The sequence below is a fragment of the [Actinomadura] parvosata subsp. kistnae genome (assembly GCF_900323885.1).
Taxonomy (GTDB): domain Bacteria; phylum Actinomycetota; class Actinomycetes; order Streptosporangiales; family Streptosporangiaceae; genus Nonomuraea; species Nonomuraea composti.
In genome coordinates this window covers 780,026-794,885 of the sequence record NZ_OOHJ01000030.1, presented here as the reverse complement: position 1 = coordinate 794,885, position 14,860 = coordinate 780,026, and the positions used below count along the sequence as shown (strand labels likewise).

General features: G+C 72.0%; 14 protein-coding genes. 9 read left to right on the top strand and 5 right to left on the bottom strand.

What is annotated here, in order from left to right:
- Positions 1–5: 5 nt before the first annotated feature.
- Positions 6–1,175: a right-handed parallel beta-helix repeat-containing protein gene (locus KIS93_RS59430; protein ID WP_080039827.1), complete on the top strand. Its 1,170-nt coding sequence runs from the start codon at positions 6–8 to the stop codon at positions 1,173–1,175.
- Positions 1,176–1,216: 41 nt separating this feature from the next.
- On the opposite strand, the gene KIS93_RS64175 is transcribed toward KIS93_RS59430, so the two are convergent.
- Complete coding sequence (locus tag KIS93_RS64175) at positions 1,217–2,944, bottom strand: polysaccharide deacetylase family protein (RefSeq protein ID WP_080039826.1); 1,728 nt, start codon at positions 2,942–2,944, stop codon at positions 1,217–1,219.
- Positions 2,945–3,209: 265 nt separating this feature from the next.
- Here KIS93_RS64175 and KIS93_RS59420 point away from each other — a divergent pair, with 265 nt between their 5' ends.
- Both KIS93_RS59420 and KIS93_RS59415 read left to right on the top strand, forming a co-directional pair.
- Complete coding sequence (locus KIS93_RS59420) at positions 3,210–3,947, top strand: dienelactone hydrolase family protein (protein WP_080046859.1); 738 nt, start codon at positions 3,210–3,212, stop codon at positions 3,945–3,947.
- Positions 3,948–3,972: 25 nt separating this feature from the next.
- Positions 3,973–4,455, top strand: coding sequence for a GNAT family N-acetyltransferase (locus tag KIS93_RS59415; protein WP_222108122.1), 483 nt, complete (start codon positions 3,973–3,975; stop codon positions 4,453–4,455).
- A gap of 117 nt (positions 4,456–4,572) precedes the next feature.
- Here KIS93_RS59415 and KIS93_RS59410 read toward each other — a convergent pair whose 3' ends face one another.
- Entirely contained in the window at positions 4,573–5,286 is a 714-nt protein-coding gene (locus KIS93_RS59410) for a DUF5995 family protein (RefSeq protein ID WP_080039824.1), read from the bottom strand.
- A 266-nt stretch (positions 5,287–5,552) separates the two neighbouring features.
- Between KIS93_RS59410 and KIS93_RS59405 the strand changes: the two genes are divergently transcribed.
- From KIS93_RS59405 to KIS93_RS59395, 3 genes are all read left to right on the top strand, one after another.
- The gene (locus tag KIS93_RS59405) at positions 5,553–5,978 is read left to right on the top strand and encodes a nuclear transport factor 2 family protein (protein WP_080039823.1); all 426 of its coding nucleotides are present in this window, start codon (positions 5,553–5,555) and stop codon (positions 5,976–5,978) included.
- A gap of 71 nt (positions 5,979–6,049) precedes the next feature.
- Positions 6,050–6,943: a TIGR03620 family F420-dependent LLM class oxidoreductase gene (locus tag KIS93_RS59400; RefSeq protein ID WP_080039822.1), complete on the top strand. Its 894-nt coding sequence runs from the start codon at positions 6,050–6,052 to the stop codon at positions 6,941–6,943.
- 88 nt (positions 6,944–7,031) lie between these two features.
- Positions 7,032–7,448: a DUF6968 family protein gene (locus tag KIS93_RS59395; RefSeq protein WP_080039821.1), complete on the top strand. Its 417-nt coding sequence runs from the start codon at positions 7,032–7,034 to the stop codon at positions 7,446–7,448.
- Positions 7,449–7,456: 8 nt separating this feature from the next.
- Here KIS93_RS59395 and KIS93_RS59390 read toward each other — a convergent pair whose 3' ends face one another.
- Positions 7,457–7,918: a MarR family winged helix-turn-helix transcriptional regulator gene (locus KIS93_RS59390; protein ID WP_080039820.1), complete on the bottom strand. Its 462-nt coding sequence runs from the start codon at positions 7,916–7,918 to the stop codon at positions 7,457–7,459.
- A 284-nt stretch (positions 7,919–8,202) separates the two neighbouring features.
- Between KIS93_RS59390 and KIS93_RS66970 the strand changes: the two genes are divergently transcribed.
- Complete coding sequence (locus KIS93_RS66970; RefSeq protein WP_080039819.1) at positions 8,203–10,056, top strand: extracellular catalytic domain type 1 short-chain-length polyhydroxyalkanoate depolymerase; 1,854 nt, start codon at positions 8,203–8,205, stop codon at positions 10,054–10,056.
- Between the two features lie 65 nt (positions 10,057–10,121).
- On the opposite strand, the gene KIS93_RS68165 is transcribed toward KIS93_RS66970, so the two are convergent.
- On the bottom strand, positions 10,122–10,250 hold the full coding sequence (locus KIS93_RS68165; RefSeq protein WP_268966976.1) for a hypothetical protein: 129 nt from the start codon (positions 10,248–10,250) through the stop codon (positions 10,122–10,124).
- Between the two features lie 204 nt (positions 10,251–10,454).
- On the opposite strand from KIS93_RS68165, the gene KIS93_RS59380 reads away from it, so the two are divergent.
- The gene (locus tag KIS93_RS59380; protein ID WP_080039818.1) at positions 10,455–13,226 is read left to right on the top strand and encodes a hypothetical protein; all 2,772 of its coding nucleotides are present in this window, start codon (positions 10,455–10,457) and stop codon (positions 13,224–13,226) included.
- A 151-nt stretch (positions 13,227–13,377) separates the two neighbouring features.
- A complete protein-coding gene (locus KIS93_RS59375; RefSeq protein ID WP_080039817.1) occupies positions 13,378–14,322 on the top strand; it encodes a M28 family metallopeptidase in 945 nt (314 codons plus the stop codon).
- 27 nt (positions 14,323–14,349) lie between these two features.
- On the opposite strand, the gene KIS93_RS59370 is transcribed toward KIS93_RS59375, so the two are convergent.
- Complete coding sequence (locus KIS93_RS59370; protein WP_155127763.1) at positions 14,350–14,829, bottom strand: hypothetical protein; 480 nt, start codon at positions 14,827–14,829, stop codon at positions 14,350–14,352.
- Between the last annotated feature and the right edge of the window lie 31 nt (positions 14,830–14,860).

The window sequence follows — 14,860 nt, the reverse complement described above, 5'->3', positions numbered from 1 at the left end:
CCGTCATGGAATTAGGCCGTCGGGAAGCCGTCAAACTGGGATTGGCCGCATTGGCGGGCGGCGGCGTCCTGCGCATGGCGCCCGCCGCTCACGCGGCCGGCGCCGTCAACACCTATCCGGCGGGCGAGGACAGCGTCGTCGTCGCGCTGCGCCGCGCGCTCGACAACGCCGCCAACGGCATCGCCGGGCCGGCCGGGCGCGACGCCCAGGGGCGGATCATCGTCCGCGCCACGGCGAACCATCGCCACGTGCTCAAGGGGCGGCTGATCGTGGGCGGCAACACCCACCTGGACGCGACGAACGCCCGGTTCGTCGCCGCCTTCACCTCGCCGGGCACCTCGGAGACGATGGTGCTCAACCACGTTCCCAGCGCGACGACCGGGCGGTACGACGCGCCGGGCACCATCAGGATCACCGGCGGCTCCTGGGACCCGATCTGGCAGTACCTCCAGGACGGCCGGACGCCGCCGCCGTCGAACGTCATCACGATGCAGCACACGTCGGGGGTCGAGCTGGTCGGCCTGACCATCTACAACGTCAAGTGGTACCACGCCATCGAGCTCAACGCCGTACGGAACGCCACCGTGAGCGGCTGCGCCCTGTACGGCTGGGTGCTCGACCCCCAGTACGCCGACAAGCGCTACCACGGCGAGGCCATCCAGCTCGACCTGGCCGGCGCCAAGAACACGTGGGCGGGCGCGAGGGACAACACCCCGTGCACCGACATCCGCGTCCTCGGCAACACGTGCGACAAGTCGGGATCGCAGGGCCCCTGGGGCACCCTCGTCGGATCGCACACGGCCGTGCCCGGCGTGCGGCACTCGCGGGTCTGGATCGAGGACAACGTGGTCGACAACACCAGCTACGACGCGATCACGCCGTTCAACACCGAGGCCGTTCACATCCGGAACAACCGGATCACCGGCTGCAACGGCGGCGTGTACGTCCGGGCGTCCGAGACCGAGGCCAACCCGCTGACCACCGTGGAGATCACCGGCAACACCGTGGGCCCGCTCGTCCCCGACTACCAGGGGAAGATCAGGTCGGGCATCGGGCTCGTCGCCCACGAGGGCTCTCCCATCAGCGACATTCTGGTCAGCGGCAACACGGCGCCGTCGTTCATCTACCGGTCCCGGCAGCTGATGACCTTCCGCGAGCCGCCGCAGACCAGCTGACGCCCTCCCGCCCGGCGGCCGGGCGGGAGGATCTCAGGAGCTCACCACCTCAGGGGCAGGGTGGCGATGAACGAGCCGAGGGCGCCCGCCAGCGCCTTGTGGTCGTGCAGGGACGGATGCCAGTCGCAGCCGAGCAGGTCGAGCCCCAGCGCGGCGTTGTCGTAGTGCAGGGCCTTGACCCGGCCGTCCCCCTGGGCGTTGCGCTGCCGCACGATCTGCTGCACGGAGTCGGCCAGGGCGGTGGTGTTGGACATGGTGGGGTAGGTCAGCACGATGTAGGTGCTCTTGCCGTACCTGGCCCTGAGCGTGTCCAGGAAGCCCAGGTAGGCGGCGCGGTAGTCGGCGGCGAGGGCGTCGAGGTCCGCCCAGGGCTCGCCGGGGTTGAGCGCGGTGGAGAAGTCGTTGATGCCCAGCCCGACCACCACGAGCTGCGGCCGCCAGCCGCGCGGCGGCTGCCACACCTCCAAATCGGCGGCCTGGAGGGTGCGGTCGTAGAAGGTGCGGAAGGTGGTTCCCGGGTTGCCGCCGTTGTAGTTGCGCACCATGCCCATGCCGGACCAGGCCGTGAGCTGGTAGTCGGCGTTCAGCCCGCGGGCGGTCAGGGCGCCGAAGGTCTGGTCGGCGTTGGAGTTGGGGTTGACGCCGCCGGTCGCGCCGCAGTCGCGGACGGTGGACATGTTGCCGTAGCCGGCGGTCCAGGAGTCGCCGATGAACTCGATCTGCCGCGCGCGGGGAGCGGGCCCGTCGAGGACGCGCCCACCCGGAGCCGCGACGAACCCGCCGAACTCGCCCGGCTGCCACGGGCTCTCGGTGCGCTTGGCGACCCGCACGGTGTGCGTGCCGTCGCGCAGACCGCTCACCCAGTACGTGGTTCTGCCCGGCGTGCGCAGCGTGGCCGGGGCGGCGCCGTCGACCTGGACGTCGTAGTCGTTGGCGGCGTCGTTCAGCACGATCCCGACGCCGGTGCCGCGGAAGCGGCCCTCGAAGGAGACGCCCGGCCAGGTGTAGCGCACGCTCGTGCCCAGGTCCTGGACACGTCCGGCGGTGTGGGCCTGCGCGAGCACGTCGCGGGGCGCGACCGCCCGGCCGGTGTCCGGGGAGATCATGCCGGCGCACAGGCCGCGGCGGCGCAGGTCGGCGGCGATGCGCGGGACGGCCTCGACCGTGGCGGCCGGCCAGTCGTGCATGAGGATCACGTCGCCTGCCTGCAGCTTGCGGGCGCTCGCCACGATCTGGGCGGCGGTGGCGTTGTTCCAGTCCTGGGAGTCCACGTCGGCGTTGATCTCGGTGAGCCCGTACTGGCGCTCGACCGCCCGCAGGGCGTCGTCGGTGTCGAGGTAGGGCGGCCGGAACAACTGCGGCGTGATCCCGGTGGCCGCCTTGACGGCGTCCTGGGTGCGGGAGATCTGCGCGGCCTGCTCCTCGGCGCCGAGCCGGGTCATGTACGGGTGGTCCCAGCTGTGGTTGCCGATCCACATGCCCGCCGCGACCTGGTCCTTGGCGAGTTGCGGGTTCGCCTGCACGTTCTGGCCGACGTTGAACATGGTCGCCCGTAACCCGGCCGCCTTCAGCGCTTTCAGCAGGGCCGGGGTGTTGCCGGGGGTGGGCCCGTCGTCGAAGGTCAGCCCCACGTAGCCGGTGCACCTCGGCCGGTCGATCGCGGGCGTGCCGGCGGACGCGGGCCCTGGCAGGGCGACCAGGCTCACCCCCGCACCGAGGATCGCAGCGGTGGCCAGCCCGCGGATTGTTCGCCATCGGTTACCACGCATCGTCTTTTCCGCTCCCGTTCAGAGAAATGCCATACGGTTGACCGCGCCGTCCGGCGGCAAAGGGACGCTAAGCGGCCCGGACGGCGTGATCGACGGCCTTTTGAGCGGGGTGCGGCGAATGGTCACCAGGGGGCGATGACCGGTCATGATCGACCGGGCGGTCGTGAAACTAAGGAAGCGATTTCACGGATGTCAGCGCCATGTGATCGTTCTGCGAGCGCTCCATGCCAAGATCATCGAGCTTCCGCAGAGAGGACGTGAGGACATGAAACCTGGGTTGGTGATCTCGACGCCGGTCGAGTACCGTCACGGCTCCGCCGTGATGGAAGGGCTGCTGCTGCACGGGGACATGATCCCCGAGCCGGCGCCCACCGTGCTGGTCTGCCACGGTGCCGAGGGCAGGAGCGACGTGCTGGTGCAGATGTCCGTTCGGCTGCTGCGGTGGGGCTACCAGGCGTTCGTCATGGACCTGTACGGCAAGGGCGTCACCGGCTCCACGGCCGAGGAGTTCGACGCGCTCATGAGGCCGTTCCTCCAGGACCGGGCGATGCTGGCGGACCGGCTGTCCACGGTCGTCGCCACGGTGGCGGGGCTGCCGCAGGTGGACGCGTCCCGGCTGGCGGCGATCGGGTTCTGCTTCGGCGGGCTGTGCGTCCTCGACCTGGCCAGGCACGACGCGGCCGTCCGCGGCGTGGCGAGCTTCCACGGCGTGCTCACCCCGCCGCCGGGCTGGACGCCGCGGCCCACCTCGTGCAAGGTCGCCGTCTACCACGGCTGGGAGGACCCGTTCGCCCGGCCGGACGACGTCACGGCGCTCGCGGCCGAGCTCACCGCCGCCGGCGCCGACTGGCAGCTCCACGCCTTCGGCCACACCTACCATTCGTTCATGGCGGAGCAGGCCGACAGCCCGGAGCTCGGCATCCGGTACAGCCGCCGCTCGGCGGAGCGGGCGTGGTGGAGCCTGGAGCGCTTCCTCGCCGAATGCCTGCGCGACCCGTCGTGACCCCGACGAGGCGGAAGGAGGAGCGGTGCGCTCTGAGGTGAGGATGGCGCGGCTGACGGAGAGCCTGCTGCCGGAGCTGCTGGCCTGCGCGGTGGCCGACGCGGACCCGCTGGAGGTGATGCCCCCGGTGCCGGGCCCTGACGGCTGGACGACCGAGCGGCACCAGGCCTTCCTGAGCTTCCACCGATCGAGAGCGCTGGCCCCGGAGCCCGTGGAGGACACCTACGTGATCCTGCTCGCCGGCCGCGCAGCCGGCGCCGCCCGGCTGTACCCGCTGGACGACGCCGTGGAGGCCGGCATCTGGATCGGGCGCTCACACAGAGGTCAGGGCGTGGGCACCGCCGTGCTCGCCCAGCTCGCCGACCTCGCCCGCACGCGCGGCGCCCGCCGGTTGTACGCGAGCACCACCGCCGGCAACGCGCCCATGCGGCGGATCCTCGCCGACCTGGGCGCCACCCTGACCAGGGACGGGGACGAGGTGGCGGCCTGGCTCGACCTCCGTCCCTGACGACGGGCCGGCGAGACTCACGACGACCCCGAGCCGGCCAGCCGGTCGAGCGCGGACGCCGGCTACTTGGCCGACGTCGACGCCTGAGATCCCGCGAAGCCGGCGCCGTGAAACGGACTACTGCGCCGGCGGGGGGATCACCGGGGTGAGAAGCAGGCGGCCGGCGGTGCCAACCGTCTGCGCCAGGGTGGCGGTCGAGCCGTCGAAGAGGAAGGCGGTGTCGCGCTGGGGCCAGAGCATGGTGACCGTGGCCCAGGCGGCGTCGCGGGCGCGGGCGATGCTGAAGCTGCCGACGATGTGCTTGAGCGCCTCGGCGTCCTTGGTGGCCAGCCGCACCAGCTGGGTCTCGAACGACTGGCGTACCTGCGACTCGGCCTTGGCCAGCAGCTCGTTCACCTTCAGGAAGTCGGCGTGGACCGGGGGAGTGGAGGGGGTGGTGCCGCGTTCCTTGCACGTCTGGACGACGGCGAGGGCGAGGTCGTGGTTGATGTGGGCGTTCATGCCGGCCAGGGCGAACTGGACCGGCCAGATGGTGCGGTCGTCGCGGGCCTCGAACAGCGGCGCCCAGCAGGCCTCGGGCTTGTGTCCGCGCGGGGCGGCGTCGACGTTGTGGAAGTAGAGGTTGGCGAAGACGACGTCGAGGCGCTCGACGAAGGGGGCGTCGTCGAAGAAGCCCTCCACGAGGTTGGCCGCGACCAGCTCGGTCACCTGGAGGTACATCCGGTTGAAGCAGGCGACCCCGTCGAGGGGGTCGAGGTCCTGGCCGATCCGGCGCATCCGGTCGATGACCGCTTCTACGGTGGTGGCGAGGTCGTGCTGGTCAGCCGTCATCTGCTGCTCCTCGTTCGCGCGTCGTTGCGTGGCGGGAGTCCTTCCCGTCACCGGCACCGCGGCATCTCGCCGTGCCCAATCCTGATCAAGCCTGTGCCACGGGATGAGACGCCCATGGTGCGGGCCGCGCGACGGTGCTCCCGGGCTGGGCGTGCCGCTCCAGTACGCCCGGTGGACGGAAATCGGCGGCCGGACGGTCTGGGAAATGAGCAGTTCTTGGTAGTGGTCTGGCGGCAGCAGATCGAACGACTGAGGAGCCGTACATCATGGAAACCGAGACGAAGACCCTCACCCCGGCCGAGCGGACCAACCTCCGGACCGTCACCGGGATCTACGCGGCGCTGGCCGCGGGCGACATGCAGGGGTTCATGGAGCTCCTGGCACCCGACATCACGTGGACGGTGGCGGCCGGCGGCGCGACCGGCGGCACCTACCACAGCCCGCAGGAGGTGGTGGAAAAGGCGATGGCGCCGATCGCCGTCGACTGGTCCGACTTCACGATCACCACGTTCGAGCTCACCCCGGTGGGCGACCGGCTCTTCGCCCAGGGCGAGTACCGCGGCGTGAACCGCACGACCGGCAAGGTAGGAGCGGCCAGGTTCGTCCACGTCTGGCACCTCGTGGATGGGATCGCGTGCCGGTTCGAGACCGTCTTCGACACCCACACCATCTGGCTGGCCACGCAGCTCTGAGCCGCCGGCGGCCGGATCGGGGTGGCGGTGTCACATATCGGATCGATCTACGAGTACAGGGGGGACTTCCCATGGGTGGTATCGACGGCCTGAACCTGGGCACGTTCGGCATCTACACCTTCGACTTCGAGTTCCAACCGGCCGCGCGGATGCGCGAGTCGGTCCAGGAGCTGGAGGAGCAGGGGTGGCGGGCGTTCTGGATGCCGGAGCTGCTCGGGCGTGAGGCCTTCACGCACGCGGGCTTGCTGCTGTCCTGCACCGAGCGCCTGCACGTCGTCAACGCCATCGCGCAGATCTGGGCGCGCGAGGCGCGGTGGACGCACGGCGCCGCCGTCCTGCTTGCCGACGCCTACCCCGACCGGCACGTGCTCGGTCTGGGGTTCGGCGGGGTGCCCCGGCCGGGCGTCAAGCCGCTGGCCGCCATGAGCGCCTACCTGGATGAGATGGACGCCCTCGAAACGCTCAACCCGGCGCCGAAGAGCCCGGTGCGGCGCATCCTGGCCGCGTACGGGCCGAGGATGCTGGAACTGGCCCGCGACCGCACCGGCAGCGCCCACACCTATCACGTCACCGTGGCGCACACCGCGCACGCGCGGCAGATCCTCGGGCCGGAGGCGTTCCTGGCCGTCGAGCAGGCGGTGCTGTTCGAGAGCGACCCGGCCAGGGCCCGTGCCGTGGCCCGCGAGCACCTGGCCCCCTACCTGAGCAGCCCGTACAACAGGGCGAAGTTCCGCCGCCTGGGTTACGCGCAGGAGGAGATCGACGGCGGCGGCAGCGACCGGCTCATCGACGATGTCGTGTTCTGGGGCGACCTCGACACCATCGTCGGCAGGCTCCACGACCACGTCAGGGCCGGCGCCGACCACGTCGCCGTACAGGTGATCGGGGTCGAACCGGGCCGGACGGCGATGCCATACTGGCGCGACCTCGCCGACGCGCTCTCTCCCGCGCGCATCGACGGCTGACAACCCCGGCCGGGCCGTCGGCGACGTGCGCCGGGACCCGCGGGCGGATTTGGAAGACAGGCTATGCGAAAGGAAGTTCGGCAAGCTGATGGCGACGACCGACGAACTCGGTGAGACTGTGGCGGAACGGCTGCTGGAGGCGGTCGCCCCGGACGGCACCCGCACACCGGTCACCGTGCGGCTCGGCCGGCCACGCCCTGACGACTCGTCGGCCCACGGCGACTGGTGCTGCCCCTGCCGGATCGTGGGTCTGGGCGAGGACATCGTCACGGTGGCGTTCGGCGTGGACTCTCTGCAGGCGCTCCTCCTGGGCGTGTACAAGGTGCGGCTCACGCTGGAAGAGCGGGCGCGGGCCGCCGGCGTGCGCTTGGAGTGGCTGGAACGGATGGACCTCGCTCTGGAGGTGGTTCCCGTGCCGCGCGACCTGGAGGCCACGGACACGCCGACGGCTGACGGCCTTCCGGCTGGCCTCCCGAGGCCTCCGGTTGCGCCAGGTTCGGCGTAGCGCGTGGGCTAGGGGCCGGGGGGTGGTGGTTTCTGGGAGCGGGGGACCGAGGCCAGGGTGCGGGTGTCGTGGGGGAGGGCCCGGGCGCACAGGGTGAGCGTTTCCGCGAGGGTCGTGCGGTCCGTTTCGTCGATGTCGGCGAGCATGACGGCTTCGATGCTGTCGAGGGAGCGGTCGCAGCGCCGCAGGGTGTTCAGGCCCTTCGGGGTGAGGCGGGTCCGGAGCGCGCGGCCGCCGCGGGGGTGGGGGTCGCGGCGGATGAGGCCGCGTTGTTCGAGGTCGCGGATGACCAGGTTCATCGCCTGCGGGGTGACGAAGGCGATGCGGGCCAGGTCGGCCGAGGACGGGGCGTCGCGCAGGCGCAGCTCGCTGAGCGCCATGTATTCGGTGGTCGTCAGGCCGTGCCGGGCGAGTGCTTCGTCCAGGCAGGCGCGGATGCGGCGTTCGAGCCGGAACACGAGGTAGCTCACACGAGGCGGAGGCGAGTCCGGCGCAGCGGCCGCGGGGACACCCGGATCGGTCACCAGGAGACGATATCGCGCCCTTGTCGGAACGGGCTCGATGTAAGTTTCCTAACCGCGTATCAAGGACCTTGATAGCAAGTTACTTGATAACCAGGGGAAACGGCTTTCTGCCAGGTGAGGCGGCGGGCGCGGGCACCCGCCGGACATTGACGGTGAATCGCAGCCCTTTTATTTTCCAGCGACCGAGGTCGATCCGCGGCGCGCCGCGGACAGGGAGAGGAGGAGCGCGAATGAGACGACTGACCAAGGCGCTGGCGGGTGCCTGCGCCGCGGCGCTCTTTGCCGTCATGACCGTGGTACTCGGATCGCCGGCCGCCGCTGCCAGCCTGGTCGAGGTGACCAGCTTCGGCAACAACCCCGGCAACATGCGGATGCACGTCTACGTGCCGGACTCGCGCCCGGCCTCACCGGCGATCGTGGTCGCCATGCACGGCTGCGGCGGCTCCGGCCCCGGCTTCTACCAGGGCAGCGAGTTCGCCTCGCTGGCGGACCGGTACGGCTTCGTCGTCATCTACCCGAGCGCCACCCAGTCGGCCGGGTTCGGCAACTGCTTCGACACCTGGTCGGACGCGGCCAAGCGGCGCGGCGGCGGCAGCGATCCCGTCTCGATCATCTCGATGATCGAGTACGTCGAGCGGACCTACCAGGGAGACCCGAACCGCGTCTACGCCACCGGAAGCTCCTCCGGCGGCATGATGACCCAGCACATGCTCGCCCTCTACCCGGACGTGTTCAAGGCGGGCGCCTCCTTCATGGGCGTGCCGTTCAACTGCTTCGCCGGCGCCTCCGACTACCCGCCGGGAAGCAGCAAGTGCACCGGCGGCAGCATGGACCGCACGCCCCAGCAGTGGGGCGACGCGGTCCGCCAGGCGTACCCCGGCTATTCCGGGCCGCGCCCGCGCATCCAGCTGTGGCACGGCACCGCCGACACCCTCGTGCCCTACTCGCTGCTGCGGGAGTCGATCGAGCAGTGGACCAACGTGTTCGGGCTGAGCCAGACCCCGACCAGCACGGACACCCCGCAGTCGGGCTGGAGCCGCAGCCGGTACGCCGACGCGTCCGGCACCGTGCAGGTGGAGGCGTACAGCATCCAGGGCGCCGGGCACGTCCTCCCGCAGAGCGGCATGGCCATGTACGCCGTCCAGTTCTTCGGCCTGACCACCAGCCAGACCGACACCACGCCGCCGACCACGCCGGGCACCCCGGTCGCGTCCAACGTGACCGCCACCAGCGCCACGCTGACCTGGACCGCCTCCACCGACCAGGGCGGCTCCGGCCTGGCCGGCTACAACGTCTACCGGGAGCAGGGCGCGACCGACCCGCAGCTCGGCCAGTCCACCACCGCCTCGATCACCCTGACCGGGCTGAGCGCCGGCACCCAGTACCAGGTGTACGTGCGGGCGCGCGACGGCGCGGGCAACCTGTCGGGCAACTCCGCGCCGGTCACCTTCACCACGACCGCCACCGGCGGTGACACCACGCCGCCGACCGCCCCGGCCGGGCTCACCGCCTCGGGCACCACCGCCACCGGCACCACCCTGACCTGGACGGCCTCCACCGACGACACCGGCGTGACCGCGTACGAGATCCTGCGCGCCACCGGCGCGACGGGCGGCACGTTCACGCAGGCCGGCACCTCGGCCACGACCTCGTTCACGGACACGGGCCTGACCGCGAGCACCACCTACCGCTACCAGGTGCGGGCGCGCGACGCCGCCGGCAACGTCTCGCCCGTCTCCGGCACCGTCCAGGTCACCACCCAGGCAGGCACGACCGGCACCTGCTCGGCCACCCCGACCGTGCAGTCCCAGTGGGCCACCGGGTACGTCATCCAGCCGCTGACCGTCACCAACACCAGCACCTCGACGATCAACGGCTGGACCGTCACCTTCACCCTGCCGGCCGGGCACACCCTGACCGGCTCGTGGAACGTCACCGTCACCACCAGCGGCCAGACCGTCACGCTCAAGAGCGTCGGCCACAACGGCACGCTCGCCCCCGGAGCCAGCACGACCAGCGTCGGCTTCCAGGCGAGCAGGCCCAGCGGCAACACCGCCCTGCCGTCCGGCTACACCTGCGCCTGACCGCGGCCACGCGCTTCCCTTGGTCACGGCCCATCCGGGACCGGGCCGTGACCAAGGGCGGATCCTCAGCAGAACACCTCTTTGACGAGCCTGCGCCGGGCGTTCCCGAACGCCGCTCCGATGGCCAGGCCGGCGTCGTCCACCCAGTTCAGCACGCCGGTCAGGGTCTTGGCGCCGTCGGGCGTGCCGTACATCAGCGCGGCGGAGCCGACCGTGCCGCCGTTGTGGGTGATGGGAAGGTGTCGCGCCTGGAACGGCGTCGGGACGAGCGTCCGCCCTGACCCAAGGTCAACCTCGACCCCAACGCTGGGGAAACTCCTAGGCCGTCCCCCGAGGCAGGCGGCCCGTCCCGCTCCCTACCGTGAGAGTCGTCATCGACTCACTCACCGGGACCTGCCATGACTGACACCCCCCACCACGACCCGGACTTCCTCCGCGTGACCCCCGGCGCCGGGGAGCAGGTGCGCGACGACGTCCTGCGCACGTTCAGCGACCCCGCCGGTACGCGCGAGCGCGCCGCCTCCGCCCGCGAGGCGATCGAGCGGTTCATGGCCGGCCGGGCGAGCGACATGAAGACCGGCCCGCTCGACCTGCGCGAGGTGGACGCGTCCGAGGGCATCAACACGCTGCGCATCCGCTACCAGCAGTACCACAACGGCCTGCCCGTCCTCGGGTCCGGCGCCCAGGCGGTCGCCGACATCGAGCAGGCCGGCGTCACCAACGTCGACAACACCACCGACGGCGACCTCGCCGGCGCGCCCGACCCCGCGCGGGCCCGCCCGTTCGAGGAGGTGCGCGAGCGGGTGACCGCCGTGTTCGCCGGATACGCCGGTACGGCGCAGGTCGACCGGCACACCCTCGGGTACGTCCGCGACGACCACCGCCCGCCGGTGCCCGCCGAGGACTACCCCACGGCCCCGGCCGCGCTGCTGGCCACGGGCGCCGCGCCCGACGGGGCGATCCACCTCGTCTACGACTGCGGCGTCGAGACCGGCGACCCGTACGAGCAGTTCCAGGTCGTGGCCGACGCCGTCTCCGGCGACGTGCTCTGGGTGGCGCTGCGCGGCAAGTACGTCACCGCCGACCTGAGCGTCTTCATGCCCGACCCGGTCAGCGAGTCGGACGACGCCACCCTCAGCTCCGCATCCGGCGCCGCCGCGCTCGACGGCTTACGGCACGTCGTCCAGGCCGAGATCGACGCCGCCGTGAACGGCCGGTTCACGCTCCAGGGCGACTGGTTCAGGTGCGTCGACTGGGACACCCCCACCTTCGCCCAGCCCGACGAGCCGGCCGCCGCCTTCCACTACCGGACCCACCCCGCCGACCGGCGCTTCCTCAGCGCCAACGCCTACTACTGGCTCGACACGTTCGCCCGCTACCTGCGCGGGCTCGGCCACCCCACCCTCAACCAGAACATGCGCCGCGTGGACGTCGACCCGCAGGCGTTCGACGGCGCCGACAACAGCCAGTGGGTGCCCGGCACGCCGCCGCGCATCCGCTTCGGCGAGGGCGGCGTGCCCGACGCGGCCGACACCGGGGTCATCCTGCACGAGTACCTGCACGGCGTCTTCGAGTTCCTCGGCAGCGACCACGGCGGCTCGCTGTCGTACGAGCACAGCTTCTGCGACGCCATCGCCGCCGTCTTCCGCGACCGCACCGCGCTGACCCGGCACCGCCGCGCCGAGACGTTCCCGTTCGACAACAACGCCACCGACCGGTGGAGCGAGACCCGCACGCTCGACCGCACCGAACGCTTCGACGACGACGGCTTCGACGGCTTCGAGCACAACCTGCGCAACTCGATGCTCGGCACCGCCGTCTGGCAGACCTACCTGGCGCTCGGCGGCGACTCCGCCGACGCGGGCCGCCGCCGGGACGCCTCCGACGCCGTCATCAAAACGTTCCTGGAGATGCTGACCATCGTCCCGGACAGCTCCTCGCAGGGCGCCGAGCACGCCCGCTCGCTCGCCGAAGGCATGATCAGCGCCGACCAGCGCATCACCGGCGGCCTGTACGGCAAGGTCATGGACGCCGCCTTCGTGGCGCGCGGCCTGTGGCCGCCCCGCCCCGTGGACGTCTACATCGGCGACAGCGACGCCGACACCGGCCTGATCCCCAGCCCCGAGGTGCACTGGACCTCACCCGACATCTGGGTACGCAACGTCTCGCCCGCCGACGGCGACGACCCCGCCCAGGGCCACCAGACGCCCGTCGTGGGCCGCCCGAACTTCCTGTACGTCCGGGTCCGCAACCGCGGCACCCAGCAGGCCGAGGCCGGGACGTTCACCGTCGAGGCGTTCCGCTGCGACCCCGGGACCGGCATGATCTGGCCCGCCCACTTCCAGTCCCTCGGGACGCTGCCCGTCACCGACCCCATCCCGGCGGGCGGGTCCGTCCGCGTCGGACCGTTCGCGTGGACGCCGGAGCTCGCCGGGCACGAATGCCTGCTGGCCGTCGCCCACGGCGCCGCCGACCCGGCCGTCACCGCGACCCTCACCGGGCCCGTCCCGCACGACCGGCTCGTCCGCTACGACAACAACGTCGGGCAGCGCAACGTCGTCCCGCAACTGTCGGTGCCGGGCGGCCGGACCAAGGTGTCGCTGTGGCTGCGCGGCGGCACGCGGGCCGGCACGAGCACGCTGAGCGTCGACGCCGGCGCGCTGCCCTCGGACAGCACGATCGAGATCAGGACGGCCGCGCGCGTCGTCACCGGCGCCGCCGCCACCGGCTTCACCGACACCACCGGCGCCACCGGTACCGCCGGTTCCCCGGCGGGCGGCACTGATGCCGTGCTGCGGCTGCGCGGCGGCGGCGAGGGCCGGCTGACCGGCTTCCCGCTGCTGCGCGACGACCGCGTCGGCGTCGAGGTGGTCATCGACGTCTCCGGCAAGGCCGAGCACCTCCAGACCTACCCGCTGGTCGTGACCCAGTACCGGGACGGGCTGGCGGCCGGCCGGATGACGATCGAGACGGTCGCGGTCAAGGAGACCGAGGGCTTCTTCTTCGGCGATCCGGAGACCGGCGAGCTGCACGTCGCCACCTGCCCCACCTGGCAGGACCTCCCGCCCGGGCGCAGGGAGCCGTTCGAGACCGAGACCGGCGCGCTGGCCCGCGGCTACCACGGCTGCCCCCGCTGCCTGCCGGGCCTCGCGGGCGGGAGCACGTCATGAGCCGGTCTCGCGGGTGGGAGCACGTCATGAGCCGGCCTCGCGGGTGGGAGCACGTCATGAGCCGGCCTCGCGGGTGGGAGCACGTCATGAGCCGGCCTCGCGGACGAGGAGCCGTCATGAGCCGGCCACGCTCGGCGGGCGGGAGGGTGTCATGAGCACGCCGTCGCCCGGATACCCCGTCCCGGACAAGCGCTACCCGCCCTCGGCCAGCGTCCCGGTCGCGCGCTCCAAGTCGGCCGACGCCGACCGCGACCCGCGCGTGGCCGCCCTCGTCGACCGGATCGGCCCCGCCGCGCTGCGCGAGCACGTGGCGGAGCTGGCCGCCTTCCCCACCCGCCACACCTTCTCCCCACACCTGGACGCCGCCGCCCGCCGGCTGACCGGCCGCCTCACCGACGCCGGCTACGAACCGGCCCGCGTGCCGTGGACCCGCTCCGGCCACACCGCCGACAACGTCGTGTGCGACAAACCCGCCGAGGACGGGGCAGGCCGCCTGCTCATCCTGTGCGCGCACTACGACTGCCGCATGGCGACGGCCGGCGACAGCGTGTCGCGGGCGCCGGGCGCGGACGACAACGCCAGCGGCGTCGCCGCCGTCCTGGAGATCGCCCGCGTCCTGCGCGACGTGCCGCTGCGCGACACCATCCGGTTCGTCCTGTTCTCGGGGGAGGAGCAGGGGCTCTGGGGCTCCTCGGCGTACGCGGAGGACCTGGCCGCGGCGGGCACCCCGGTGCACCGCCTGATCAACCTCGACATGATCGGCTTCCGTCCCCCGGACGGCTCCATCACCGTGGAACGCGACCTCGGCAACGCGGTGCCCGGCAACGACCGGCCCTCCCGCGAGTTCGGCGACGTCATGGCGCAGGCCGCCGCCGACTACACGGATCTGCCGGTGCGGCTCGGCCCCATCTTCGCCAGCGACTACATGCCGTTCGAGGCCCGCGGCCACGTCACGATCGGCGCGTACGAAGGGGAGGGCAACCCGCACTACCACGACACCTCGGACGACGTGGACACCCTCGACTACGGCTACCTGGCCGACGTCACCCGCCTGACCCTCGCCACGCTGCTCGCGGTGAGCCTGCCGCCGGGCTGAACAGGCGGGGTCCAGGCCGCGCGGGCGTCAGTGCGGGCTGTGGGACGGGCCGGGGCGGGCGGCGCCGTGCTCCTCGACGGTGCCGCCGAGCCGCTTGCTCAGCTCCTGCATGAACGACTTCGACTTCGCCGACAGGGCCCACCGGTCCCCGACGAGGTAGAGGCCGCCGTACATCTCGGCGTAGTCGAGCCACTCGCGCTGGCCGGCGGCCGTGTCGAAGTCGAGGAACACGTAGGGGATGCCGTCGCTGACGCATTCTCCCTGGCGGTAGTCCAGGGCCTTGAGGGTGATCCTGGCGGTGCAGCCGATGGTGGCCGCCAGCTGTTCGACGGTGTACGTGCGCTGGGGCTGGGCTCCGGCGGCGGCGATGCCCGCCGCCGGCCGCGACTCGTGCCCGGCGTGCGCCTGGCCGCCGCAGCCGGTGAGGGCGAGCACCGAGGCGAGGGCCAGCGTCAGGACCGCCGGCGCGGCGCCTCGATCGGGTCGCGGGTGGGAGAAGCCGGCCATGATCTTGCCTTTCCTCTTCGCGTGACGTCGC